The organism is Mesorhizobium mediterraneum, from assembly GCF_002284565.1.
In the GTDB taxonomy this organism is placed as follows: Bacteria; Pseudomonadota; Alphaproteobacteria; order Rhizobiales; family Rhizobiaceae; genus Mesorhizobium; species Mesorhizobium mediterraneum.
Window position 1 is genome coordinate 95,034 of sequence record NZ_NPKI01000026.1, and the last position, 24,370, is coordinate 119,403.

A 24,370-nucleotide genomic window follows, 5' to 3' on the forward strand; every position below is an offset into this window, starting at 1 on the left:
TCGGGAACAGAGACCGTGCAATCAATGCCAACCAAGGGGAACTGCCATGAAATTTCGCTACCTGTTGTCCACAATGACCATCCTCGGCACGTTCGCGGCCTTAAGTCCCGCGCTCGCTCAGACCGTCGACGTGCAGCACTACTGGACGAGCTCGAGTGAATCCAAGGCGATGAACACGATCGCCGACAGCTTCAAGGAGCGCGGCGGAAAATGGATCGATAGCCCGTCGGCCGATTTCGACGCAGCGCTTGCGGCGGCAACCAGCCGGATTGCCGGCGGCCAGCCGCCATCGGCGATCCTGATGACGCCAAGCTCGGCGCTGCGCGACCTGGCCAGCTCCGGTCAGCTTCGAGATTTCGACGACCTCGCCGCCAAGGGCGGCTGGCAAAAGGTGATGGCGCCGATTGTGTGGGACAAGCTCAATGTCGACGGCCACCTCGTTGCCTTGCCCGTCGGGGTGCATGCGCAGAACTGGGTCTGGTATTCCAAGCCCGTTCTGGAGAAACTCAAAATCAGCGAACCGAAGACCTTCGACGAGCTTTTTGCGGCCGCCGACAAGATCAAGGCGTCGGGCGGCATTGGCATCGCCACCGGCGGCGAACCCTGGCAGCAAGTCGGCATCCTCTACAGCGTGTTTCTCGCTCTCGGCGGTCCCGAGTACTGGAATGAATTGATCGTCAAGCGATCCCCCGAGGCGCTCAAATCGCCTGTCCTGACCCAGGCTTTCGATATCTTTCGCAAGGTATCGACCTATGCGGATCCGGCGAGCCCCGGCCGCTCCTGGAACGACACGACGAACCTCGTCGTGACGGACAAGGCCGGTTTCCAGTTCATGGGCGACTGGGCACGGGGCGAGTTCCTCGCTGCCGGCAAAGTCGCGGGTAAGGACTTCGGGTGCTTCCTGACGCCGGCTGAAAAGCCAGGATACGCGATCCTGATCGATGTCTTTGCATTCCCGGTGAACACCGACGACGACCGAATCAAGGGCCAGACGCTGCTCGCGGACTCGATCATGGAGCCCGCTGTCCAGGAAACGATCGCCGAGGTCAAAGGCTCTGTCCCGTCGCGGACGGATGTGGATACGTCCAAGCTCGACACCTGCGCGCAAATCGGATCCAAGGCGCTTGCCACGCCGGGCGCCGCGGTCCAGGCAGCCTATGATGCGCTCGCAGGCGACCTTAACGGCCAGGTGACGGATCTGGCCGGGCAGTTTTGGACCGACAAGTCCATGACCACGCAAGCGGCCGTCGAGAGCTTTAGCAACATTCTGCAGAGCGAGTAAGAATCACGCAACCGGCTGGCGGCATCGCTGGCTGGTTGCCAACCCTTGCACTCGCGGGTCGCTCGGCATGACGCACCTATGATCCTGAAAGCGGTTTCATGAGAACCTGGTTGCATCGGCAGACGTTCAGGCCGGACATGACGGTCGTCTTCTTCTTCGGCATCGTGGCGGTGTTTTTCTACGGATCGATCGTCTGGACCGGCTACATGTCCCTGACGCGGTCGACGCTGATGCCCAATTACAATTTCGTGGGCTTCGACCAATATATCAAGCTCTTCACGAACCACCGCTGGCTGGTGTCTTGCCTGAACATGGTGATTTTCGGCGTGCTCTACATCGTTGGCACGCTCGCCTTCGGCACGCTGCTTGCCGTTTTCGCCGACCGCCGCATCAGGGCCGAGTCGCTGTTTCGAACCATATTCCTCTATCCGCTCGCCGTATCGCTGATCGTCACCGGTCTTTCCTGGCGTTGGGTGCTCGACCCTGTGAACGGCTTGCAGGGGCTTGTGCGCGGCATGGGTTGGGAGAATTTCACCTTCGACTGGCTCACCGATCCCGACCGGGCGATCTACACGCTGGTGATTGCCGGCATCTGGCATTCGGCCGGGTTGATCATGGTCATCATTCTCGCCGGCTTGCGCGGTGTGGACGAAGACCTCTGGAAGGCGATCCGCATGGAGGGCATTCCCCTCTGGCGCGCCTATCTGCAAGTCATTTTTCCCGGTATGCGGCCGGTCGTGGCTTCCTGCGTCGTGCTTTTGATGTCGGACGTTATTCGCGGCTACGACCTTGTCATCGCCATGACCAAGGGAGGGCCCGGCATTGCCACGGAAATGCCGGCGAAGTTCGCTGTCGACTATTATTTCGCACGGGTCAATCTCGGCCTGGCTTCCGCCGCCTCGATCGCGATGCTGGTCCTCTCGCTCTTGCTGTTGGCACCTTATTTCTACAGTGAGTTCAGGAGGCGCACGTGACGCGAAGCCTTCCTGGCGAACGCTCCGTGTTCGGCCCACGCGCGGCGCGTCTCGGTCTCTATGCGTTTCTCTTCGCTTCGGCCGCCTTCTTTCTCCTGCCGCTGCTGCTGGTGATCAGCAACTCGCTGAAGCCGATGGAGGAAATCCGCCAGGGCAATCTTCTCGCTCTCCCCGTCAAGCCGACTTTCGATGCGTGGCTGACGGCATGGAAAAGTGCTTGCACCGGGCTCGAATGCGGCGGGGTGCGCCCAGGCCTGTGGAACTCGATCAAGATCACCGTTCCAGCCGTCGTGATCTCGACGCTGGCAGGCGCGCTCAACGGCTATGCGCTGGCGCAGTGGAAGTCACGCCACGCCAACCTGATCATGCTTCTCGTCATGGTCGGCCTATTCATCCCCTATCAGGCGATGCTCTATCCGACGGTGAAGATCCTGAGCAGCCTCAGTCTGTTCCGCACCTATAGCGGTATCATTCTTGTCCATGTCGTCTACGGCTTGCCTTATACGACGCTGCTGTTCCGAAATTTCTACGTTGGCGTGCCGGAGGAGATCAGCCGGGCCGCGCGCATGGAAGGCGCCAGTTTTCTCAGGACGTTCCGGTCCGTCATTCTTCCGCTGTCGACCAACATCCTGGTCGTCGTGGCGATCCTGCAATTCACCGGCATATGGAACGACTATCTGCTCGGGCTGATCTTCGCCGGCAACGACAATTTGCCGATGACGGTTCAGCTCACCAACATCGTCAACAATGCTCGGGGTTCGGCCTCGCCCAATGTCAACATGGCCGCCGCGGTCATCACCGCCATTCCGACGCTCATCGTCTATTTCCTCTCCGGCCGCTATTTCGTGCGCGGCATCGCCGCCGGTGCTGTGAAGGGTTAGCCATGTCCAGTGTATCCATCCGGAAAATCAGGAAATCCTTCGCCGGTCTGACCGTCCTGGATTCGGTCGACATGGAGATCGCTCCCGGCGAATTCATTGTCATTTTAGGTCCCTCGGGGTGCGGAAAGTCGACCCTGCTCAACGTGATCGCCGGACTTGACGATTGCGAGTCCGGCCAGATCGTGATCGACGCAGTCGATGTCAGCGGCCTGGAGCCAAGCCAGCGGGGACTGGCGATGGTGTTTCAATCCTATGCGCTTTTCCCTGCCATGACCGTGCGGCGCAATCTCTCCTTCGGCATGGAAGTCGCTGGCACGCCCAAGCCGACGATCGTGCAAAAGGTAGACTGGGTGGCGAAGCTCCTGCAAATCGAGGCGCTGCTCGACCGCAAGCCGGGCCAGTTGTCAGGCGGTCAGCGCCAGCGGGTCGCGATCGGCCGAGCGCTCGTGCGCTCATCCAGCATCTGCCTTTTCGATGAGCCGCTGTCGAACCTCGATGCCAAGCTGCGCGCCGAGACGCGCGTCGAGCTCAAGCAACTGCACGAGACGCTGAAGTCCACCATGATCTATGTGACGCATGACCAGATCGAAGCCATGACAATGGCCGATCGCGTGGCCGTGATGCACAAGGGCAGGGTCGAGCAGTTCGCTCCTCCGCAGTCGATCTACGAGAAGCCGGCAAGCCTCTTCGTCGCCGGCTTCGTGGGATCGCCTGCCATGAATCTTCTTGAGGGCAGCCTGGACGGCGCGGGGCGCTTTCTGGTCGGCCAGCGCAGCATCGGCTCTTCCGCCTATCCTTTCGAAGATCCGTCAACCGCGGGCGAGGCGGTGCTCGGCATTCGGTGCGAGGACATCGACGTCGTCGAGCCGGGTTCGCCTGACAGCATTCCCGCCAAGCTCGCCTTCACCGAACTTCTGGGCGCCGATGCCCTCGGCTGGTTCGACTGCCTGGGCAAACGCATGAGCGTCAGGCTCGGCGTCGATGCCGCCCGCTCGATGCGCAAGGAGGTCGGCCTTCGGTTCGACATGGCGAAGGCTTCCTTCTTTTCAGCGTCGACCGAACGGCGGCTGTGAGGAACACGAGAACTCAATCAACCGGCGGCACAAACGCCGCCGAGGCATCCATGGAGACTTCGGTTGTCGTATGAAAAGCTGATGGATGGCGCGTTCGATGCGCTGATCGAAGAGATGACGGATGCGGAGAAGGTGTCGCTTGTTTCGGGCCACCGCATGTGGAAGACGGCGGCGATCGAGCGTCTGGGCATCCCGCAGATCGTCATGACCGACGGCACCTACGGAGTGCGTTACTCCATCCCGCAGATCGATCAGGATGAAGCCGGGGGCCAGGATTTCGCGGCGTTTCTCTCCGTCGTCGACCAGAAGGCCGATGACGTGCAGATTGCCTGGGGACAGGTCAGACCCGCGACCTGCTTTCCAAACGGATGCAGCATCGCCTGTTCGTGGGACACAGACCTTGCGCGTGGGTTGGGCGAGGCTCTCGCACGCGAATGCCAGGAATTTGGCGTTCATCTGCTGCTCGGACCGGGGATCAATATCCGTCGCACCCCGCTCGGCGGCCGTTCCTACGAATATTATTCCGAAGACCCGATCCTTACAGGGGATTTCGCGGCGGGCGTCATCGGCGGTCTGCAGGAGAACGGCGTCGGCGCGTCGTTAAAGCATTTCGCCTGCAACAATTCCGAAGTCGAGCGAACGACCATGGATTCCGTGGTCGAGGAACGCGCGCTGCGGGAAATATATTTCGGCGGCTTCGAGCGCGCGATCGCCAAAAGCAATCCCTGGACTGTCATGAGTTCCTACAATCGCTTGAACGGCGTCCAAGCTGCCGAGAACCCTTGGCTCCTCGACGAGGTGTTGCGAGGGGAGTGGGGTTATGACGGCGTGGTTGTCTCCGATTGGCACGGCATCAAGGATCGACCCGCCTCGCTGGCGGCCGGCAACGACCTCGACATGCCGGAAAGCGAAACGCGCAAGGCCGACCTGCAGGAGGCGATCAAGGCGGGCAGGATAGACCGCGCCGTGCTCGACAAGGCCTGTGCACGCATGCTCGGTCTGATCCGGCGCGCCAAGCGCGGGGAAGCCCGGGGGCGGGTTTTCGATCGTGCCGAGCATCATTCGCTGGCCCGCCGGATGGCGGCCGAATCCATCGTTCTGCTGAAAAACGAGGGCGCACTCCTGCCGATCTCGCCAGCGAAGGTGAAGCGTATTGCGATCGTGGGCGAGGGAGCCCGCACCCCCGTTATCCAGGGCTCCGGCTGCGCCACGACGCCACCGACCTCGGTGGACGTGCCGTTGGACGAAATCCGCAAACTCGCCGGCGCCGATATCCAGATCGAAATCTTCCGGGGCACGAGCGGGATCGCCGAGGACCGCGAGACGCTGATTGTTGAAGCCGAGACGGGTGCCGCCGGGGCCGACGTCGTGATCGTGTTCGTCAATGTCGAGAGCGGCTATGACGGCGAGGGCTCCGACCGCCGCACGCTCGATCTCGCCCACGGCCATGACGAATTGATCGAACGGCTTGCCGCCGCCAATCCAAATCTGGTTGTCGTCATTGCCAGCCCCGACGCCGTTGTCATGCCGTGGATCGACAAGGTGCAGGCCGTGGTCGAAACCTTCTTTTCCGGTCAGGCCATGGGCGGCGGCCTCGCCGATATCCTGTTCGGCCGGGTTAACCCGTGCGGCAAGCTTACCACGACCTTCCCGAAACGAATGGAGGACATGCCGGCCTATCTCACCTATCCGGGCGAGAATGGGCGCCACCTTTACAGCGAAGGCATCCATGTCGGCTATCGGTGGTACGATGCCCGCGACATCGAGCCGCTTTTTTCGTTCGGCTTCGGATTGAGTTTTACCGAGTTCGCCTACTCCGATCTCTCGCTGGACCGGTCGGAAATCCGGCGTGGTGAACGCGTTTCCGCGAGCTTTACCGTTACCAACACCGGAGCGGTGGAAGGCAAGGAAATCTGCCAACTCTACGCCCGTTACGGCAAGCCCCGCCTCAAACGGCCAATCCGCGAACTGAAGGGCTTCTGCAAGGTTGCTCTGCGCTCCGGCGAAAGCCGCAGGGTCAGCATCGAGTTGACAGCGCAGGATCTCTGCGCCTTCGACCCGGCGCGCGGAGACTGGACGCTCGATGGCGATACGATCGGGATCGAGGTCGGTTCGTCATCGAGGGATATCCGGCTGGTGGCGCCTCTGCGAACCATTTCTTCCATCTCGGAACATCGGCCCATCGAATGGGACACACAGCCGGTCTTCGTGCTTCGAAATCCGATCGCACGTCGAAAATTCGTCGCCTTTCTGCAAGGCCAGCTCGGCATCTCAGCGCAGGAGGCGGATACGATGCTGGAGCACTGCGCCAATTCCTTTTTCGGCATATTCACGACCTTCGACCGCCGGCTTCGCCGCAGTTTTCCGAAAGCCGACATCGAAAGACTGCTCTGCGAGATCAATGGCGAGACAGATGAGCGGGACTATCAAGCCGCGTAAGCTCTGCACGGGTGCTCCCCTGCCGCAACGACCCAATCGTCTTTGATCTCTATTGGTCAGTGCGCCGCTGAAAAGGTGGATCGTCGGAGTCGGGCGGACGTGCGGTCTACTGGGAATGGCTGGCGCCGGAAGAGCGGAAGGCTGTTGCGGCGATCAAGGCCGCCTTCGATCCGCTGGGCATCATGAATCCTGGCTGCCTAATGCATGTCGCGCAAAAGTGCGCAGCGGTTTTGCGATAACGACATGCATAAAAACAAGAACTTAAAGCGCGTCGCATGAATCCGTTCAAACGCGACGCGCTTTAGTGTCCGGCTGATATTTGTGCCGATTCCGCTCGACGGCACGATTCCCGGCAGCGTTGCAACGGGACCCTCTGCCGCGTCTGGTGGGCCGCGCTCACCCGTAGCGGGAGCAAATCGCGTACACAGCCGCCAGATAGGTGAGTGCAATCGTGACGTAGGAGACCGCGAGTTCGACTGCGATAGAGGTGATTTGAAACAGCATCACCGAGAAAGCCTTTGTTAACCCTAACTTATTAATACGCGCTAATTCTGACTCTTACCACCCCCCAGAACAAGATACGCAACTACTGTCGGCAGCTTTGCCGTTCAGCATGGGGACCACGCATTGTGCGCACGCTAGCACCTGCGCGGCGCGGCAGGCGCCAAGTCCGATGCGTGTATTTTCTAACGCCGAGACCAAAAGCGGCGTTTACTGGCCCAAGATCATGTCTGAAGCTCTCTGTCCGATCATCATACTGGGCGCATTGGTGTTGCCGCCGATCAACTTCGGCATGACAGACGCATCCGCGACCCGCAAGCCTGCGATGCCGCGCACCTTGAGCGTTGCCGGATCGACGACAGCCATCGCATCCGTCCCCATCTTGCAGGTTCCCACTGGGTGATAAACGGTCAGCGCTTCGGCGCGCAGATAGGCCAGGATTTCGTCGTCGCTACGCACATCCTTGCCCGGCAGCATCTCCCTGCCTCTGATCTCGTCGAACTCGGGTGCGGCAAAGATTTGACGCGCAATCTTGATGCCTTCGACCAGCACCTTGGCGTCCTCCTCGTCGGAGAAGAACCGGTGATCGATCAAGACATCCCGGCTCGATGCATGGCCGGACAATTTGAGTTCGCCAACGCTTTTGGGCCTAAGGACGCAGGTGTGAATTGCGTACCCATGCCCATACTCCAGCAGTCTGCCGCGATGGCTGCGATAGCCGGGCACAAAGTGGAACTGAATGTCGGGAATGCCATCTGCGTACTTCGTCTTGGCAAAGCCGCCGGCCTCGACATAGTTCGTGCTGAGCATGCCCTTTCGGCCGACGAAATACTGAAAAGGCGCTGCTAACATGCGGGGGAGATTCAGCAGCGACAGGCCCAGCGTCTTGGTGCTTGAGGAGCGGACTGTGATCATGCCGTCCACATGGTCCTGCAGGTTCTTGCCCACTCCCGCCAGATTAAGGATCGGATCTATGCCGATCTCTCGGAGCTCGGCCGCCGGGCCGATCCCGGAAGCTAGCAAAATCTTCGGTGAGTTGATCGCGCCGGCCGAGAGCACGATCTCGCGGTTAGCAGATAGCGTCTTCTGCTCGCCCTGGTGCCGCACCCTTACGCCCGCTGCACGCGCCTCCGTTATTTTGAGGTCGATAACCTCGCATTCGCTCAGAACGGTGAGATTTTTGCGATCGAGCACCGGGCGCACGAAAGCGGTGAAACTGCTGAAGCGCTGACCGCGATCTTGCGTGACATTGTATATCCCGAGGCCGAACTGGCTTTCGGCATTGAAATCGTTGTTGACAGGGAGGCCTGAATTGTTCCCGGCTTTGACGAACATCTTTGAAAGCACGTTCGGATCGCGTGGGCTGTCGACCAGCAGCTCTCCGCTTGTGCCGTGGTACTGGGGGTTTTGGCCAAGCAGATTGCGCTCGAGCTTCTTGAAGACGGGAAGCACGTCGCTATACGCCCAACCTGTGCAGCCGAGCCGCGACCACTCGTCATAATCTTGGGCGGCGCCCCTGATATAGACCATCGAGTTGATCGAGCTCGAACCGCCCAGCGCCTTGCCACGATTGACCGGAATCCTGCGGTTATCGAGGTGCGGCTGAGGCACGCCGACAAAGCAATAGTCATAATTCGGATTGCCGTAGAGCGAGAGGATTCCCGCCGGCACTCTCACCCGCACGCTGTTGTCGCTTCCGCCGCCCTCGACGAGGCAGACCCGCACGGATGGGTTCGCGCTCAGGCGATTGGCGAGGACGCAGCCTGCCGAACCTGCGCCAACCACGACATAATCATAAGTATCGGCCGACATTCACCGCGCCTTCAAAGAAAATGGAACGGGCCGGAAATCTTGGTAACCGGCCCGCCGACCTTACTGGAGGAGTTGCGTCCAGACTTTCGTGACAAGTTCCTGGGCTGCAGGCGAACACGCTTCGCCCATTTTCACCGGAACGGTTGGGAAAAGCTCGGGAGCGTTTTCCTTGGAGTAGAGCGCTTTCGTCTCGTCGATCTTCACCGGGGAGGAATGGCCGTAATAATTATACTCGTCCGTCGCGTTGTCGATCTCAGCCATAAAGTCGATGAACTTCTTGGCATTGTCGATATTGGCCGCACCCTTCGGCACGACATAGGAATCCAGCCAGCCGACCAGGCCTTCCTTAGGCATCGCGTACTCAACGTTGGCCTTGTCGTTGCGGCGAACGCGCATGGTATTGCCGTCCCACCAGAAGTGGGCGCCAACCTCGCCGCCACCGATCCGGTTCTCAATATTGTCGCTGGAGTAGGCAGCGACGTAAGGCTTCTGCGCTTGCAAGAGATCCAGAACGCGCTTCATTTCCTGAGGATCTTCGCTGCAATATTTGATGCCGAGATAGTTCTGCGCAGCCGAAACGACTTCGTCAGGTTGCGCAAGGCTGGCGATTTTACCTCGCAGTTCGACCGGCGGCTCAAAATAGGTCTTCCAACTATCGACCGGACCCTTGTAGACGTCGCGGTTGACGGTGTAGCCGGCGTTGCCGAAGGCAAGCGGGATCGAATGATTGCCGGTCGGATCCCACCATGGCTTCTGCCATTCCGGCAGGATTTGCTGGTAGGCAGCCATGGAGCTGGCGCCAATGTCCTCGAGCAGTCCGCTGTCGATCATGATCTTCACGAAATGCTGCGAGGGCGTCACGATGTCGTAGCCGGAGGAGCCTGCCTGGAGCTTCGTCAGCAGATCCTCATTAGACGAGAATGCATCGACGGTGACGTCGATACCCGTTTCCTTTTCGAATTTTGCGACGACGTCCGGAGCGATGGAGTCGGCCCAAGCGTAGATCGAAAGCTTGCCTTCAGCATGAGCCGAGACGCTGAAGGCCAGTCCTAGCGCGCTGGCGACGACGAGTGATGTGACACGCGGATTTTTGAACATGTCGTTCCCCTTAATTTCTTGTTCTCCAAGGCAACGATAGCCCACATGCGCCAGCAATAAATTTGAATTCGCCGATGTGGTGGTTAGGTAAAAACTTGCTTCGCTATCTCTGCCGCTGCAGCAGAAAAGCGACCGTCGCCAGCGCGATAGAGGCCAGCATTATCAATGTCGATATTGCGTTGAGCTGCGGCGACACGCCTTGCTTGATCAGCGAGAAGACGTAAACGGGCAGAGTGGTCGCGCCGCCGGAATTCAAGAGATTGCTGGTGATGAAATCGTCCATCGAGATGACGAACGCAAGCATCGCGCCGCTGAGCACTCCCGGTAGAATGAGCGGCAGAGTTACGCGTCGGAAAGCGATCCATGCCGACGCGTAAAGATCGCGCGCGGCTTCTTCCAGATCAGCATCCATGCCCTGCAGGCGGGCACGTATGGGCAGGAATGCGAACGGGATGCAGAAAGTCGTATGCGCGATGATCAGCTTTACGATGCCATTCGCGAGGCCGATCTGGGAAAACAGGATCAGCGTGGCAACGGCAACGACAATTTCCGGCAGCAGCAGAGGCAGATTGACGACTGTCTCGGAAAGGCCGCGGAAACGAACGTCCCTTCCGCGCACGATTACCAATGCGGCCATTAGAGCCACGATTGTCGAGATCGTGGTAGCGATGACGGCGACGATGAGTGACACCTTCACGGCGGAAACCAGCGCTGAGTTGGATAGCGCCGCCGTATACCAATGAAGCGAAAAACCGCCCCAATTGGAAACGATGCGATTGGCGTTGAACGAGTAGAATACCACCACCGATATGGGCAGATAGAGATAGACGAAGAAAAGCAGGCTGAAGAGCCCGAAACCGGGGTAGCGCCTGACATCGGAACCGTTTGTCATAGTGCGAGCTCCGTCGTTTCCCTCCGTACGGCCCGCAATCCTCTGGCAACAAGGAATATCAGAACTGCCGTCATCAGAACGATGGATATGGCAGCGCCCAACGGCCAATTGCGCGCCGCGCCGAATTGCAGTTGGATCAGATTTCCCATCATCATCGACTTGCCGCCGCCGAGCAGCGTCGGCTCCAGCACTGCGCCGAGGCACGGAACGAAGACCAGAATAGCGCCAGCCAGCATTCCCGGCTGACAGAGAGGCAGGATGACACGGTGTAGCGTGATGAGGCGGCTTCCGTAAAGATCGTGCGATGCCTCGATAAGCGCCGGGTCGAGTTTCTCGATGGAGGCGAAAATCGGCAAAATCATCAGCGGGATGTAGCTGTAAACGAGGCCGATCAGCATGGCGGTGTCACCGAACAGCAAACTGTCCATATCATCGATCAACCCGAGCGCGCGCAACGTCTTTTCGATCACGCCTTCATTGCCGAGAATGATGATCCAGGAGTAGACGCGCACGATCATCGAGACCCAGAACGGCAAGGTTACGAGATAGATCAGAGCGACCTTGAGCGACGGCTTTTGCAACGAGATGAAATGGGCGACCGGGAAGCTGAGGACCAAGCAGATCAGCGTCGTCCCGGCCGAAAGCAGGAGAGTTCTCGCAACGACGATCAGATATTGTGGATTAAATTCGAGCTCGCCCGCCCAGCCTTCATTGAACAGTATCTGCTTGTAGGGTGCGGTGGTGAAAACATATTCGAAACCACCATACGGTCCACGGGTAGAGAACGAGACGAGAACGATGATGCCGACCGGTATGATCAATGTGAGGAACATGATCAGATGCGTCGGCAAAAGCCCCAGCACGTTCCAGCCCGGGCTCTTGATATGCCGCGTCATGCACCGAGGATCCGCACGGATTCGGCGGCAAAGCCGACTTTCACCGACTGCCCGATCTCGAACATCTGGCCGCGGCTGACACTGTTGCGCTTGGAAATGCGCAGCCTGATGCCGCCCGTTTCAACGAGATAGTATGTGTAGCCGCCGAGATAATTGGTGCCCATGATCGTGCCATCGACAGCTATCGGGTTGTCCTGGGCAGGCAGGCTGATTTTCTCCGGGCGTATCGACATGAAGGCCTTCTGGCCGGCGACTGCTTTCTTGTGAGAAGCCGTCAAGGTCATGCCGAGCTGCGTTGTCACGGTCGCCTGCTCGCCGTCGACGGCAATCACCTCGGCGTCGAGGAAATTGGTCTCGCCGATGAAGTCGGCGACGAAGCGGTTTGACGGCTCCTCGTAGATCGCGGCAGGCGTGCCAAGCTGCTGGATTTCGCCATCGCCGAGAACGCAGATGCGATCCGACAGGTCGAGAGCTTCTTCCTGGTCATGGGTGACGAAGACGAAGGTGATACCGGTCTTGCGCTGCAGGATGCGCAGCTCGTCGCGCATAGCCTGGCGTAGCTTCAGGTCGAGTGCCGAGAGGGGTTCGTCGAGCAAAAGGACTTCCGGTTCGGGCGCCAATGCGCGGGCGAGCGCGACGCGCTGGCGCTGGCCGCCCGACAATTGCTGCGGCTTGCGCCCGGCAAATGCCTCCATATGGACCAGACGAAGCATGTCAGCGACGCGCGCATCGCGGCGGTCCTTTGACCAACCCAGGTTTTCAAGCCCGAAGCCGATGTTCTGTTCAACGCTCATGTGCGGAAACAGGGCGTAGCTCTGGAACACGGTGTTGACCCGCCGCTTATGCGGCGGCAGTCCCTGTATATTTGATCCGTGCAGGAAAATTTTCCCCGTCGTTGGCTGCTCGAAGCCGGCGATCATGCGCAACAGCGTGGTCTTGCCGCAGCCGCTCGGGCCAAGCAGCGTAAAGAACTCATTGTCGTAGATGTCGAAGGAAACGGGCTTCAACGCCTGATAGGTGCCGAATACCTTGGACACGCCCTTGATCTCGACAGCCTTTCGAGGTGCGCGCAGGCAGGCCTCGTCATTCATGGTCTGGGCGCTCCGGTAAGTCTTTGCGAACTCGGGCGATGAAGGATTTTCAACGCCGCGCCACCAAGGGTGGGCGCGGCGTCGATCAGAGGCTACATCTTCTCCCATTTGCCGTTGCGGACGACGAACATGTCGACGTCGATGGCCATGTTTGTTTGTCCGTTCGCGTCGAACGAGACTTCTCCCAGAATGCCGTTGTGATGGATGTCACGAATGGCTTTGCTCAGGGCCTCCTTGTCGTCGATGCCCTTTTCCTTGATGACATCGAGCAGCATCTGCGTGGCCTCATAGGCATATTTGGCGTAGGAACCGGCAGGATCGGTGTAGCCCTTGGTTTCATAGGCCTTACTGAATTCGTCGAGCTTCGGGTTCGACTGTACGGCCGGGGTTCCCGCAATCGTGCCCTCGGCGGCTGCGGCTGCGATCTCGATGAACTTCGGATCGTATATGCCCGAAATTCCGTACATGGGCAGACTGCCTATTCCAAGGTCGGCCATCTGGCTGCGCACAAGCGCTGCTTCGGTGACAACGCCACCGAAGTAGACAGCATCAGGCGCCGCCGCCTTCGCCGTGGTCAGCATGGCACGGAAATCGGTGGTGCCGACCGCGGCTGCGTCCGACGAGACGATCTCTCCGCCAGCAGCCTTGAAGAAATCGCCGAACCACTTGGTGTTGGCCGCGCCGTAGTCGGTCGTGTCGGAGATGATCGCGATCTTCTTGACCTTGCCTTGTTTGGCAATGGCTTCGGCCAGCGGCTTGTTTTCGTTGACCAGCGTTGGCGTCACGCGGGTCACGTTCGCGAAATTCTGCTCGGTGATCTTCGGGCTGACCGCGCCCCAAATGATGAACGGCATCTGCGCGCGATTGAAGACCGGGATCGTCGCCAGCGCGACCGAGCTGTTCCAATGTCCGGTCGCGGCAATCACCGACGGATCGTTGACCAGCTTTTGGGCCGCTGAAACGCCGACGGCCGGATCGGAGGCATCATCGAGGACGATGCCTTCCACCTGGTGCGGATAACCGCTGGCATTGGCTTGCTCGATCGCGAGCAGGAAACCGTTGCGGGCGCCCAGACCCTGCTGGGCGTTTCCGCCGGAGAGCGGTCCAATGAAGCCGAGTTTGATCTGGTCGGCCTGAGCCTGGGCGGCGCCCAGTGCAATGGCGAACAGAGACCCAGCCAGAATTGACGATACGCGGATAAGCGCGCTGCGCCTGTTTTGCATGGTTCCACCTCAATAGAATTATCTGCCGCCGTCGTAGCGACCCGGCCGATCGTGATCGTCGGCTGATCATCAGTGTATTGGCGCGTATTCGGTGATGAAATTCGGAAATTGTGACTCGTGAGTTCGGAGATTCGTTCTGTCCGCACGGCATGGCGGTTGATACCCGTCTGCTCCCGATGGAGGCGAGCACGATGACGGAACTGCTTGTCCAGCAGCTGGTGAACTGGATAACCCTTGGCTGCATCTATGCCTTGCTGGCTATAGGATTCAGCCTGATCTTCGGTGTCCTCAACGTCATTCATTTCTCTCACGGCGACGTCGCAACGACGGCGCCGTTCATCTCGCTGGCGCTCGCCCAGGCGTTAGCGACGGCAGTTGGGGCCTCGAGCCCCGCTTGGCTGGTGATTTCGGTTCCGGCAGCCATGTTCGCCGTCGGATTGATAGGCGTCTTGCTGGACAAGCTGGTTATCAGGCGCTTTCGCGACGCCCCTGCCATGATGGCGCTGGTGGCGACGGTGGCACTGGGTATCGTCATCCGCGAACTGATCCGTCATCTCTATCCACAGGGATCAAACCCGCATGCCTTCCCGCGCCTGGTGTCGGGCATGGCTTTCGAAGTCTCCGGCGTTGCCATCAGCTGGTTCGCGCTGCTCGTGGTTGTGCTGACCGTCGCGTTGGTGGTCATGCTGTTCGTCTTCCTGCGCTTGACCCCGCTCGGCCTGCGCATCCGGGCGGCCTCGGAGGACCGGATCGTGGCGCGGATGATGGGCATCCGTGATGCACGCGTCTTTCGTGCAACTTTCTTCATCGCCTCAGCGATCGGCGCCACTGCCGGCCTTTTGTTCGCGAGCTATGCCGGCGTGACACGGTTCGACTTCGGTGTCATGGCCGGCCTGCTCGGCTTTTCCGCTGCGGTAATCGGCGGCCTCGGCTCGATGCCGGGCGCCATACTGGGCGGACTGATCATCGCTGGCATCGAGGTGCTTGCGCAGACATTTGTGCCCGATGGTGCTTCCTATCGATTGGTGTTCGTCTTCCTGCTCGTCATCGCCGTGCTCATCTTCCGCCCGGCCGGCCTGCTTGGGCGCACCGTCATGGAGAAAGTCTAGCATGCAGGGTAGCGCTTCACTTGCTGCGCCGGGCAAGGCGGCGGCCGCAGTCTTCGCCATCGCCTCGCAACTTTGCGGGGCAGCGTTTCTCTACCTCATTTTGAAGGTTGACGGCGGCTGGCAGGTGGTCGGCCTGCTGGCTTTGCTCGGCTTCGGCTTCTACCTGTTGGAGAGGCTGCCGTGGATCGGCGACTACGCGTTGGCCAGCTTTGCCCGTGCTCCCCTTGTGGCGATGGCTACCGCGGCGGTCATCGTTGTGGCTTTTCCATTCGTCGTCGGCTCGAATACCTATATGCTGCATCTGCTGATTGTCGCCCAGCTCTATGCCGTGCTCGCGCTGGCGCTCAATTTCCAGCTCGGCAGTGCCAACATTCCGAACTTCGCCACCGGCGCTTCCTACGGCATCGGGGCCTATGTGTCGGCGTTGCTGGCGATCAACTTCGGTATCAGTTTCTGGCTGACACTGCCGGTCGCGGCGCTGGCTGCAACACTGTTCGGTTTCATCATCGGCATTCCTTCGATGCGCACGCGTGACACCTATCTGGCGCTGGTCACCATCGCCTTTGGCGTCGTGGTCCAGCAGTTGCTGAACAACTTCAGCTGGACCGGCGGGCCCAACGGACTGGTCGGCATTCCTGCGCCCAGCCTGTTCGGGCATTCCTTCGCCGACCCGCTGGTGATCTTCGGTTGGAAGCTGCCGAGCCAGGCGAACTTCTATTATCTGGCGGCGGCGCTGGTCGTCGTCGCCATCGTCACGGCGCATCGGTTGCATGGCTCGCGCATCGGGCTGGCCTGGAACGCACTGCGCGCCGACGAGATCGCCGCCAAGGCGCAAGGCATCAATGTGGCGTGGTTCAAGGTGTTGGCGTTCGCGGTCGATGCCTTCCTGGCCGCCTTTGCCGGCACGATCTACGCCTTCTACGTGTCCTACATTTCCCCCGACAATTTCACCTTCCTCGTCTCCGTCACCATCATGACCATGGTCATCGTCGGCGGCATGGACAACATTTTCGGCGTCATCGTCGGTGCGTTCATGCTGACCATCCTGCCCGAGAAACTGCGCGCCTTCGCCGACTACCGCCTGCTGTTCTTCGGCGTCGTCATCATCGGCTTCCTGATGATCCGGCCGCAGGGGTTGTTCCCGCAACGCATGCGGCGATACGGGGGCGATCTGTGAGCGCGCTTCTCAAAGTCGAGAATTTGACGATGCGCTTCGGCGGGTTGGTCGCGCTCAACGATGTCAGCCTTTCGATCGACAAGGGCGCGGTGCTCGCCGTCATCGGCCCGAATGGCGCCGGCAAGTCGACGCTGTTCAACGTCGTGACTGGCGTCTACCGGCCGACCTCCGGCCGGGTGACGTTCAACGGCGCCGAGATCACCAGCCGCCCGTCCTATGAAGTCGTCGATCGTGGCATCGCCCGCACATTTCAGTCGTCGCGGCTGTTCTCGGACCTCAGCGTCCTCGACAACGTCATCATCGGGATGCACACCCGCACGAAGACCGGCGTGCTGGATGCGCTGTTCCGGCCGGGCGCGTCGCGCCGCGAGATGGCGGCCTGCGTGGAAAAGGCCGAAATCCTGCTCAAGCTCGGATCCGGCGGTCTGTTCGAACAGCGTTATCGGCCAGCGGGAACGCTAGCGCAGGCCGACCGGCGCCGGCTGGAGATCGCCCGCGCGCTGGCCTCGCAGCCCAAGCTTTTGCTGCTCGACGAGCCGTCGGTCGGCATGGACGATACGGAAACCGACGCATTGGTGGCCGACATCGTGCGGTTGCGCGCGGAAAACCCCGAGCTGTCGGTGATCCTGATCGAGCACGACATGCGGGTGGTCGAGGCTTTCCCGCAGCACGTCACCTGTATCGACTATGGCAGCAAGATCGCCGAAGGCGACTTTGCGGCGGTGCGCGCCGATCCGCGCGTCCAGGAGGCCTATCTCGGGAAGGCGGTCGCCGATGCTTGAGCTGAAGGGTGTCGATACCAGCTACGGGGCGGTGCCGATGCTGCGCGGCGTGGCGATGAGCGTGCATCCCGGCGAACTGGTCTGCCTGCTCGGGCCGAACGGCGCCGGCAAGACGACAACCTTCATGACCGTGTGCGGCGTTGTGCGCGCCCAGCGCGGCAAGGTCGAGGTGATGGGCAGGGACATGGCGACGCTTGGGACGGAAAACCTGGCGTCGCTCGGTGTCGGCCTTGTTCCGGAAGGGCGCCGGCTGTTTCCCAGCCTGAGCGTGATCGAGAACCTGCGTCTGGGCTACGACGCGGTGTCCGGCCGGGGGTCCAATTTCGAGGCGCAACTGGACAAAATGGGTAACCTGTTTCCGCGCATCCAGGAGCGTTTGCGCCAGGTGGCCGGCACTCTGTCCGGCGGCGAACAGGCGATGGTCGCGCTGGCGCGCGCGCTGATCGGCGAACCCAGGCTGGTGATCATGGACGAACCGTCGCTCGGCTTGTCGCCCAAGCTCATCGGCGAGTATTTCGAGATCACCCGGGAGATCCATCGCCGCGGCACGACCATCCTGTTGATCGAACAGAACGCGGAAATGGGGCTGGGCATCGCCGATCGCGGCTATGTCCTGGTCAAGGGCAAAGTCGCCCAGGAAGGACCGGCAAAGGAGCTGCTCTCGTCCAAGGCGGCCAGAAGCCTTTATCTCTGAATCCCGCCGTCCTTTCGTCCGTCTCAATGGCGATGATCCGTGCCCTGCGGTCCACATCTTCGGCCATGCTTCCCGGCATTTAGGGACAAGCTAACCAGTGCCACATGAAATCGTAATTTTCGCTGCCCGGTCCCTCCAGTAAACCAACGATCAGACCTCCGTCGCATCCGCAGAAATTCTCGGGGAGAGCCAGAAAGGGCCGCTGAAATGTCAGTTGAAAAAGTAGACACGCTCGTTGTTGGCGGCGGCCAGGCGGGATTGGCTATGAGCGAGCATCTGAGCAAGTGCGGCGTGCCTCATCTCGTCCTCGAGCGCCGCCGCATCGCCGAACGCTGGCGCTCCGAAAGATGGGACTCCTTGGTTGCCAATGGTCCCGCTTGGCACGATCGTTTTCCGGGCATGGAGTTTCCTGATACCCATCCCGATGCCTTTGTCCCGAAGGAGAAGGTTGCGGACTATTTTGCCGCTTACGCGGAAATGATCGCAGCCCCTATCCGCTGCGGCGTGGAGGTAAAAAAAGTCCGCAGGCTCGTCGGCCGCCCCGGTTTCCAGGTCGAAACCTCGGATGGCGTGATCGAGGCCAGCAATTTGGTTGCCGCCACCGGCGCTTTCCAACATCCCGTTGTCCCGGCCATCGTTCCCGCAGATGCCGGGCTCATGCAGATCCATTCCAGCGCCTATCGTAATCCCGGCCAACTGCCCGACGGTGCGGTGCTGGTGGTCGGTTCGGGATCCTCGGGGGTGCAGATCGCGGACGAACTCTTGTGTGCGGGAAGGCGCGTCTACCTCTCGGTCGGGCCGCATGATCGCCCGCCGCGGGCCTATCGCGAGCGTGACTTCTGCTGGTGGCTGGGGGTTTTGGGCAAGTGGGACGCCCAGGCGCCGGCGCCCGGCACGGAACATGTCACCATCGCGGTGAGCGGTGCGCGTGGGGGCCAAACGATCGACTTCCGGCGCCTTGCCGCGCAAGGGATGACGCTGGTTGGCCGGACGGAATTGTACAGGGACGGTATCATGACCTTCGCGCCCGATCTGGCCAGGAATATCGCTCGCGGCGATGCGAACTATATGTCGGTGCTGGACGAGGCCGACGCCTATGTTGCCCGAAACGGCCTTGACCTTCCCGAAGAGCCCGAGGCCCGCAAGATCGGGTCGGACCCGCAATGCGTGACCGATCCGATTCTCGATCTCAACTTGGCAGAAGCAGGAATAGGTTCGATCATCTGGGCAACGGGATTCACCGTCGATTACAACTGGCTGAAAGTCGATGTGTTCGACGAAAAGGGCAAGCCGAGGCATCAGCGCGGTGTGTCGACCGAGCCCGGAATCTATTTCCTGGGCCTGCCGTGGCAATCGCGCAGGGGATCCAGCTTCATCTGGGGCGTCTGGCATGACGCCCAGCATGTGGCGGACCATATTTCCACGCAGCGCAAATACCTAGCCTACCATGCGTCCGCGAAGCGCGACACCAAGGTGGCGTAGCCAACGGCAACTGAAACGGATGTCCTGACCTCGAGCCTGATCTGACGGAGACCAAGATGGCGCATACCCGAATTCGCAAGTTCAACACGAAAGACACCTATCCCGAGCAAAAACTCGACAACGATCTGTGTCAGGCGGTTGTTACGCGGGGCGGCAGAACCGTCTATCTGCGTGGCCAGTGTCCGCAGGACCTCGACACGGCCAAGAACATCGATAGCCACGATCCCGTCGAGCAGACGCACAAGGTCATGCAGAACATTCGCCAACTGATCGAGGAGTGCGGCGGCACCATGGAACACCTGGTCAAGGTGGTGGTCTACATCACCGACGTGCGCCATCGCGAGGCGGTCTACCGCACCATGGGCGAATACATCAAAGGCGTGCATCCCGTCTCAACCGGCCTTGTCGTGCAGGCCCTGGCGCGGCCGGACTGGCTGGTCGAGATCGACGGCACCGCCGTCATTCCGGATGATCGCACTTCGATCATCCCGGATTAACGGCGATGACATTCTCCATTGTCGCGCGGTGCAGCCGCACCGGCATGTTCGGGGTCGCGGTGTCATCCTCGTCGCCGGCGGTAGCAGCGCGCTGCGCCTACGCGCAGGCAGGTGTCGGCGCCATTGCAAGCCAGAACGTCACCGATCCGACGCTTGGTCTGCGAGGCCTCGAACTGCTGGCGCGCGGCGCTTCGGCGGCCGAGGCGGTCGCCATATTGAAGCGCACCGGCGCCTATAGCGAATACCGGCAGGTGCTGGCTGTCGATGCCACTGGGACGACCGCAATTCATTCAGGCCCCAGGGCGCTTGGCATCTGGGCGGAAGCGCGCGCGGAAAATGTTGCTTGCGGCGGAAACATGCTGGCCCATGACGGAGTGCCGCAAGCCATGGTCGAGGCCTTTCTGGTGTCGGAAGGGCATCTGGGCGACCGCCTCATCGCGACCATGCGCGCCGCGCTGAAAGCAGGTGGCGAGGCAGGCCCGATCCATTCCGCCGGAATGAAGCTGGTGCGCGAGGTTGCGTGGCCGGTCGCCGACCTGCGCTGCGACTGGACCGACGACTGCCCGATCGAGCAACTGGCGACGCTGTGGGAACTCTACAAGCCACAGCTCGATGCCTATGTGACCCGCGCGATAAATCCATCCGATGCGCCGAGCTACGGCGTGCCCGGCGATGAATAGTCAAGAGACAGCCACGGAACATCTGCGATGAGCGAACTCAGCCACAAGGACTGGATCGGCAAAGCATCCGCGATCCGTTTTTGCGACAAGGCGTTCATCGACGGCAAGGCGGTTGTGGCGCGTTCTGGCCGAACCTTCGCCAGCGTCAATCCGGCAACCGGCGAAGTCTTGGCCGAAGTGGCGTCCTGTGGCGAAGAAGACATCGATCTGGCTGTTGCCGCGGCCCGGCGCAGCTTCAACGCCGGCGTCTGGTCACGGACCAGTCCGGCGCACCGCAAGGAGGTGTTGTTGCGGCTGGCGCAATTGCTGCGCGAAAACCTGCATGAACTGGCCCTGCTTGAATCGCTCGACATGGGCAAACTCGTCAAGGATGCGGCCTCGGTCGACGTTCCCGGCTCGGCAGCGATCTTCCAATGGTATGGCGAGGCCATAGACAAGATCTATGACGAAGTGGCGCCGACCGGTGAAGGCGATCTGGTGTTGGTGCGGCGCGAGCCGCTTGGCGTGATCGGCGCAGTGGTGCCGTGGAATTTTCCACTCGACATGGCGACCTGGAAGTGCGCGCCGGCGCTGGCGGCGGGCAATTCGGTCGTGCTGAAACCGGCCGAGCAGTCGCCCTTGTCGGCCCTGCGGCTGGCGGAACTGGCTGTTGAAGCGGGCCTGCCGGCTGGCGTGCTCAACGTGGTGCCCGGCCTTGGCGAAACCGCCGGCCAGGCGCTTGGCCGCCACATGGATGTGGATTGCCTTGCCTTCACCGGCTCGACTGCCGTGGGCAAGATGTTCCTGCAGTACTCCGGTCAGTCGAACATGAAGCAGGTCTGGCTGGAAACCGGCGGCAAGAGCCCCAACCTCGTCTTTGCCGATTGCAGCGACCTCGACGCAGCGGCCGATATGGCGGCCTTTGGTATCTTCTTCAACCAGGGCGAAGTCTGCTCCGCCAATTCACGGTTGCTCGTGCAGCGCGGCATCAAGGACGCTCTTGTGGAAAGGCTCGTGCAGCGCGCGGCGGCCACGCAGCCCGGCGATCCACTCGATCCGGCTTCGAAAATGGGCGCAATGGTCGATGCCCGTCACGCGGCCAATGTCATGCGGTTTGTCGAGGCCGGCAAGAAAACCGCGCGCTTGGTTGCGGGCGGCGATCTGGTCACGGTCAACGGGCGCGGCAGCTTTATCCAGCCCACCATCTTCGACGATGTCGCGCATACCGATCCGATTGCGCGGGACGAGATATTCGGGCCGGTGCTTTCTGTCATCGCCTTCGACGACGAGGCGGAGGCGATCCGTATGGCCAATGACAGTCCATACGGGCTGGCCGCATCGCTGTGGACCGACAGCATGTCGCGTGCACACCGCATCGCCGGCCGGCTCCATGCCGGCACGGTTTCCGTCAACACGGTCGATGCGCTGAGCCCGATGACGCCGTTCGGTGGCTTCAAGCAATCCGGCTTCGGCCGCGACCTGTCGCTGCATGCGCTCGACAAGTACACCGCGCTCAAGACGACGTGGATCAAATACTGATGGATGGCAAAGGCTTGATCGAAGCACCTAAACCGGCAACATAGCCAGCCATGCCGCTACGCTTTACGCTCAGACAGTTGGAATATTTCGTCGCCGTTGGCGAGGCTGGCTCCATTGCAAAGGCGGCCGAACAGGTCAACGTGTCACCGCCATCGATTTCGGCCTCCATCGCGCAGCTGGAAACTGAGTTCGGCGTCCAGCTTTTTGTCCGCAAGCATTCGCACGGCCTCTCGCTCACCGCCGGCGGTCGCGTCTTCCTTAAGGAAGCCGCCCGCTTGCTCAACGACGCCGACGCCTTGCATGACGTCGCTGGCGACATTGCAGAAAAGGTGCGCGGCCCGCTGGCAGTAGGATGCTTGCTGACGTTCGCGCAGATCGTCCTGCCGGCTCTGCGCATGAAGTTCGAGCGCGCCTATCCTGATGTGCGCGTACGGCAGTTCGAGCGCAATCAAGGGCAGTTGCTCGAGATGCTGCAGCGCGGCGAAATCGACCTTGCCCTGACATACGATCTCGAACTGTCGCAGGACATGACCTTTGAGCCGCTGATCCTGGTGCCAGCCTATGTCATGCTGCCAGCGGGGCACCGCTTTGCGGGAAAGGCGTCGATCACGACGGAAGAATTGGCCGACGAGCCGATGGTGTTGCTCGACCTGCCTTTCAGTCGCGAATATTTCCTGTCGGCGTTCCACCAGCGGGGAATCCGACCGAACATCGCCGAGCGCACAGGCGACATTGCGGTTATGCGCACTATGGTGGCCAATGGCTTCGGCTACGGCATCGCCAATATGCGGCCGCTCAACACCCTGGCGCCGGACGGCAAGCCACTTGTCTTTGTGCCGCTGGATGGTGACTTGCGACCTCTGACCATGGGCGTCGCCTTGCCCAACTCTGAACATCGCACGCAAACCGTCCAGGCGTTCATCGATCACTGCCGGCATTTTGTGGTTGAGCAAGGCGTATTCGGCGCCGGGCGGGCGGTGGAACACCAGTCGATTGGCTAGATCAGCCACCCAATCAAATCGGAACCGCTCTGTTGCTAAGCTCGAAGTTGGTCGTCGGCAAGCCGCCGCAGCAATTCGTCCAGCATGTTGTCGCAGCGGCGCATCTGCTCGACGCTGACGAATTCGTCCGGCTTGTGCCCTTGCGCCATCGACCCCGGTCCGCATACGACCGTCGGCGTGCCGAGATCGCTGCTGAAAAGGCCACCTTCCGTGCCGAAGGCAACCTTGATGGTGTCGTTGGCGCCGGTCAGCGATTTGACGAAAGCGACGGCTTGCGAACTGAGCGGCGTATCCAGGCCGGGATAGGTGTTGGTGATGTCGATGTCGATCGCCGCCTCGGGCGCGATGGCCGAAGCTTCGACGGCAATGCGCGCTGCCTCCGCGCGCAGACCGTCGAGGATCTCCTGAGGGTTGTCGGCTGCAATATTGCGGATCTCGAAGTCGATCTGACAGAGGTTCGGCACGATGTTCAGCGCCACGCCGGCGTTCATCTTGCCGACGTGGACGGTTGTGTAGGGAATGTCGTAGTCGCCATCGCGGGCGCCATCACGCGCCAGCCGGTCCTGTTCCCGGCGCAAGGCGGCGACGAAGTCGCAGCCGAGATGGATGGCGTTGAGCGCCAGTGGAGCCAGCGCCGAATGGCCTTCGCGTCCCTTGCAGATGGCGCGTGCGGCAAGCTTGCCCTTGTGACCCGTCGCCACCTTCATGCCGGTCGGCTCGCCGATGATGCATAGCAACGGCCGTTGCGGGGCTCCTCGCAGCATGTCGATCAGGCTGCGCACGCCGATGCAGCCGATCTCCTCGTCGTAGGAGAGTGCCAGGTGCAACGGGGTCTGCAGTGTCATTTTCGAGGCCGTGACACATGCAGCGAGCGCGCTGGCGACGAAGCCCTTCATGTCGGCCGCCCCGCGTCCGTAAAGCTTGCCGTCGCGCTCGCTCATCTCGAAGGGCGGCAGCGTCCAGTTCTGGCCGTCGATGGGAACGACGTCGGTGTGGCCGGACAGCATGATGCCGGAAGTGCCGGCCGGTCCGATAGTGGCAAAGAGGTTGGCCTTATGGCCATCCTCGCTTTGAATGATCTGGCAGGCAATGCCATGCGCGTCCAGCAGGTCCGCTACGTAGCCGATAAGGTCGAGATTCGAGTCACGGCTCACCGTCGGGAATGCGATCAGCTTTTCAAGGATCCGGATGCTGTCCATGCGTCTAAATCTCGTTGCCCGTGCGAGCTATCTAGCATCGCGTGGCCACGGCCTTGAAGTCGCATTTGG

Annotated in this window: 22 protein-coding genes; 15 read left to right on the plus strand and 7 right to left on the minus strand. The window is 60.9% G+C overall.

The features are described 5' to 3' along the window. The first annotated feature begins 46 nt into the window (after positions 1 to 46). The 6 genes from CIT25_RS20375 to CIT25_RS38525 all read left to right on the plus strand — a co-directional run bounded on the left by CIT25_RS20375 (position 47) and on the right by CIT25_RS38525 (position 6,888). Positions 47 to 1,282: an ABC transporter substrate-binding protein gene (locus CIT25_RS20375; RefSeq protein ID WP_158302611.1), complete on the plus strand. Its 1,236-nt coding sequence runs from the start codon at positions 47 to 49 to the stop codon at positions 1,280 to 1,282. A 98-nt stretch (positions 1,283 to 1,380) separates the two neighbouring features. Then, a complete protein-coding gene (locus CIT25_RS20380) occupies positions 1,381 to 2,256 on the plus strand; it encodes a carbohydrate ABC transporter permease (RefSeq protein WP_095486313.1) in 876 nt (291 codons plus the stop codon). After that, on the plus strand, positions 2,253 to 3,137 hold the full coding sequence (locus CIT25_RS20385; protein ID WP_095486314.1) for a carbohydrate ABC transporter permease: 885 nt from the start codon (positions 2,253 to 2,255) through the stop codon (positions 3,135 to 3,137). Before CIT25_RS20380 ends, CIT25_RS20385 begins: the two co-directional genes overlap by 4 nt. A 2-nt stretch (positions 3,138 to 3,139) precedes the next feature. Further along, positions 3,140 to 4,210, plus strand: coding sequence for an ABC transporter ATP-binding protein (locus CIT25_RS20390; RefSeq protein ID WP_095486315.1), 1,071 nt, complete (start codon positions 3,140 to 3,142; stop codon positions 4,208 to 4,210). Positions 4,211 to 4,291: 81 nt separating this feature from the next. Next, positions 4,292 to 6,649 carry a beta-glucosidase family protein gene (locus tag CIT25_RS20395; protein WP_095486316.1) on the plus strand — a complete coding sequence of 786 codons (2,358 nt, stop codon included), beginning with the start codon at positions 4,292 to 4,294 and terminating at the stop codon, positions 6,647 to 6,649. A 119-nt stretch (positions 6,650 to 6,768) separates the two neighbouring features. After that, on the plus strand, positions 6,769 to 6,888 hold the full coding sequence (locus CIT25_RS38525; RefSeq protein WP_127204030.1) for an FAD-linked oxidase C-terminal domain-containing protein: 120 nt from the start codon (positions 6,769 to 6,771) through the stop codon (positions 6,886 to 6,888). A 472-nt stretch (positions 6,889 to 7,360) separates the two neighbouring features. Here the strand turns inward: CIT25_RS38525 and CIT25_RS20400 are convergent, their stop codons facing one another. The 6 genes from CIT25_RS20400 to CIT25_RS20425 form a co-directional block, all read right to left on the minus strand. Then, a complete protein-coding gene (locus CIT25_RS20400) occupies positions 7,361 to 8,962 on the minus strand; it encodes a GMC family oxidoreductase (protein ID WP_095486317.1) in 1,602 nt (533 codons plus the stop codon). A gap of 60 nt (positions 8,963 to 9,022) precedes the next feature. Continuing rightward, a complete protein-coding gene (locus tag CIT25_RS20405; protein ID WP_095486318.1) occupies positions 9,023 to 10,060 on the minus strand; it encodes an extracellular solute-binding protein in 1,038 nt (345 codons plus the stop codon). A gap of 103 nt (positions 10,061 to 10,163) precedes the next feature. Beyond that, on the minus strand, positions 10,164 to 10,952 hold the full coding sequence (locus CIT25_RS20410) for an ABC transporter permease (protein ID WP_095486319.1): 789 nt from the start codon (positions 10,950 to 10,952) through the stop codon (positions 10,164 to 10,166). Continuing rightward, the gene (locus CIT25_RS20415; RefSeq protein ID WP_095486320.1) at positions 10,949 to 11,848 is read right to left on the minus strand and encodes an ABC transporter permease; all 900 of its coding nucleotides are present in this window, start codon (positions 11,846 to 11,848) and stop codon (positions 10,949 to 10,951) included. The genes CIT25_RS20410 and CIT25_RS20415 overlap by 4 nt, the downstream gene beginning before the upstream one ends. After that, positions 11,845 to 12,939 carry an ABC transporter ATP-binding protein gene (locus CIT25_RS20420; RefSeq protein ID WP_095486321.1) on the minus strand — a complete coding sequence of 365 codons (1,095 nt, stop codon included), beginning with the start codon at positions 12,937 to 12,939 and terminating at the stop codon, positions 11,845 to 11,847. Before CIT25_RS20420 ends, CIT25_RS20415 begins: the two co-directional genes overlap by 4 nt. Before the next feature lie 92 nt (positions 12,940 to 13,031). Further along, positions 13,032 to 14,162 (minus strand): branched-chain amino acid ABC transporter substrate-binding protein, encoded by a 1,131-nt coding sequence (locus CIT25_RS20425; protein ID WP_095486322.1) that lies wholly within the window; start codon positions 14,160 to 14,162, stop codon positions 13,032 to 13,034. Between the two features lie 191 nt (positions 14,163 to 14,353). Here CIT25_RS20425 and CIT25_RS20430 point away from each other — a divergent pair, with 191 nt between their 5' ends. From CIT25_RS20430 to CIT25_RS20470, 9 genes are all read left to right on the plus strand, one after another. After that, on the plus strand, positions 14,354 to 15,271 hold the full coding sequence (locus tag CIT25_RS20430) for a branched-chain amino acid ABC transporter permease (protein WP_095486589.1): 918 nt from the start codon (positions 14,354 to 14,356) through the stop codon (positions 15,269 to 15,271). A gap of 1 nt (position 15,272) precedes the next feature. Next, the gene (locus tag CIT25_RS20435) at positions 15,273 to 16,448 is read left to right on the plus strand and encodes a branched-chain amino acid ABC transporter permease (RefSeq protein ID WP_095486323.1); all 1,176 of its coding nucleotides are present in this window, start codon (positions 15,273 to 15,275) and stop codon (positions 16,446 to 16,448) included. After that, positions 16,445 to 17,230, plus strand: coding sequence for an ABC transporter ATP-binding protein (locus tag CIT25_RS20440; protein ID WP_245329921.1), 786 nt, complete (start codon positions 16,445 to 16,447; stop codon positions 17,228 to 17,230). Before CIT25_RS20435 ends, CIT25_RS20440 begins: the two co-directional genes overlap by 4 nt. After that, on the plus strand, positions 17,223 to 17,924 hold the full coding sequence (locus CIT25_RS20445; protein WP_095486324.1) for an ABC transporter ATP-binding protein: 702 nt from the start codon (positions 17,223 to 17,225) through the stop codon (positions 17,922 to 17,924). The genes CIT25_RS20440 and CIT25_RS20445 overlap by 8 nt, the downstream gene beginning before the upstream one ends. A 207-nt stretch (positions 17,925 to 18,131) precedes the next feature. Then, the gene (locus tag CIT25_RS20450; protein WP_095486325.1) at positions 18,132 to 19,406 is read left to right on the plus strand and encodes a flavin-containing monooxygenase; all 1,275 of its coding nucleotides are present in this window, start codon (positions 18,132 to 18,134) and stop codon (positions 19,404 to 19,406) included. A gap of 56 nt (positions 19,407 to 19,462) precedes the next feature. Continuing rightward, on the plus strand, positions 19,463 to 19,903 hold the full coding sequence (locus tag CIT25_RS20455; RefSeq protein WP_095486326.1) for a RidA family protein: 441 nt from the start codon (positions 19,463 to 19,465) through the stop codon (positions 19,901 to 19,903). Positions 19,904 to 19,908: 5 nt separating this feature from the next. Then, positions 19,909 to 20,583 carry a DUF1028 domain-containing protein gene (locus CIT25_RS20460; RefSeq protein WP_095486327.1) on the plus strand — a complete coding sequence of 225 codons (675 nt, stop codon included), beginning with the start codon at positions 19,909 to 19,911 and terminating at the stop codon, positions 20,581 to 20,583. A gap of 27 nt (positions 20,584 to 20,610) precedes the next feature. Further along, positions 20,611 to 22,101: an aldehyde dehydrogenase gene (locus CIT25_RS20465; protein ID WP_095486328.1), complete on the plus strand. Its 1,491-nt coding sequence runs from the start codon at positions 20,611 to 20,613 to the stop codon at positions 22,099 to 22,101. Between the two features lie 50 nt (positions 22,102 to 22,151). After that, on the plus strand, positions 22,152 to 23,102 hold the full coding sequence (locus CIT25_RS20470; RefSeq protein WP_095486329.1) for a LysR family transcriptional regulator: 951 nt from the start codon (positions 22,152 to 22,154) through the stop codon (positions 23,100 to 23,102). 35 nt (positions 23,103 to 23,137) lie between these two features. Here CIT25_RS20470 and argE read toward each other — a convergent pair whose 3' ends face one another. Then, positions 23,138 to 24,301 carry an acetylornithine deacetylase gene (gene argE / locus CIT25_RS20475; RefSeq protein WP_095486330.1) on the minus strand — a complete coding sequence of 388 codons (1,164 nt, stop codon included), beginning with the start codon at positions 24,299 to 24,301 and terminating at the stop codon, positions 23,138 to 23,140. Positions 24,302 to 24,370: the final 69 nt, after the last annotated feature.

Bases quoted from the DNA above. Each gene is read 5' to 3' on its own strand.
- CIT25_RS20400 (WP_095486317.1), bottom strand. From the start codon at position 8,962: ATGTCGGCCGATACTTATGATTATGTCGTGGTTGGCGCAGGTTCGGCA.
- CIT25_RS20450 (WP_095486325.1), top strand. From the start codon at position 18,132: ATGTCAGTTGAAAAAGTAGACACGCTCGTTGTTGGCGGCGGCCAGGCG.
- CIT25_RS20420 (WP_095486321.1), bottom strand. From the start codon at position 12,939: ATGAATGACGAGGCCTGCCTGCGCGCACCTCGAAAGGCTGTCGAGATC.
- CIT25_RS20405 (WP_095486318.1), bottom strand. From the start codon at position 10,060: ATGTTCAAAAATCCGCGTGTCACATCACTCGTCGTCGCCAGCGCGCTA.
- CIT25_RS20435 (WP_095486323.1), top strand. From the start codon at position 15,273: ATGCAGGGTAGCGCTTCACTTGCTGCGCCGGGCAAGGCGGCGGCCGCA.
- CIT25_RS20425 (WP_095486322.1), bottom strand. From the start codon at position 14,162: ATGCAAAACAGGCGCAGCGCGCTTATCCGCGTATCGTCAATTCTGGCT.
- CIT25_RS20395 (WP_095486316.1), top strand. From the start codon at position 4,292: ATGGATGGCGCGTTCGATGCGCTGATCGAAGAGATGACGGATGCGGAG.
- CIT25_RS20375 (WP_158302611.1), top strand. From the start codon at position 47: ATGAAATTTCGCTACCTGTTGTCCACAATGACCATCCTCGGCACGTTC.
- CIT25_RS20410 (WP_095486319.1), bottom strand. From the start codon at position 10,952: ATGACAAACGGTTCCGATGTCAGGCGCTACCCCGGTTTCGGGCTCTTC.
- argE (WP_095486330.1), bottom strand. From the start codon at position 24,301: ATGGACAGCATCCGGATCCTTGAAAAGCTGATCGCATTCCCGACGGTG.
- CIT25_RS20390 (WP_095486315.1), top strand. From the start codon at position 3,140: ATGTCCAGTGTATCCATCCGGAAAATCAGGAAATCCTTCGCCGGTCTG.
- CIT25_RS20470 (WP_095486329.1), top strand. From the start codon at position 22,152: ATGCCGCTACGCTTTACGCTCAGACAGTTGGAATATTTCGTCGCCGTT.
- CIT25_RS20465 (WP_095486328.1), top strand. From the start codon at position 20,611: ATGAGCGAACTCAGCCACAAGGACTGGATCGGCAAAGCATCCGCGATC.
- CIT25_RS20455 (WP_095486326.1), top strand. From the start codon at position 19,463: ATGGCGCATACCCGAATTCGCAAGTTCAACACGAAAGACACCTATCCC.
- CIT25_RS20415 (WP_095486320.1), bottom strand. From the start codon at position 11,848: ATGACGCGGCATATCAAGAGCCCGGGCTGGAACGTGCTGGGGCTTTTG.
- CIT25_RS20380 (WP_095486313.1), top strand. From the start codon at position 1,381: ATGAGAACCTGGTTGCATCGGCAGACGTTCAGGCCGGACATGACGGTC.
- CIT25_RS20460 (WP_095486327.1), top strand. From the start codon at position 19,909: ATGACATTCTCCATTGTCGCGCGGTGCAGCCGCACCGGCATGTTCGGG.
- CIT25_RS20430 (WP_095486589.1), top strand. From the start codon at position 14,354: ATGACGGAACTGCTTGTCCAGCAGCTGGTGAACTGGATAACCCTTGGC.
- CIT25_RS20445 (WP_095486324.1), top strand. From the start codon at position 17,223: ATGCTTGAGCTGAAGGGTGTCGATACCAGCTACGGGGCGGTGCCGATG.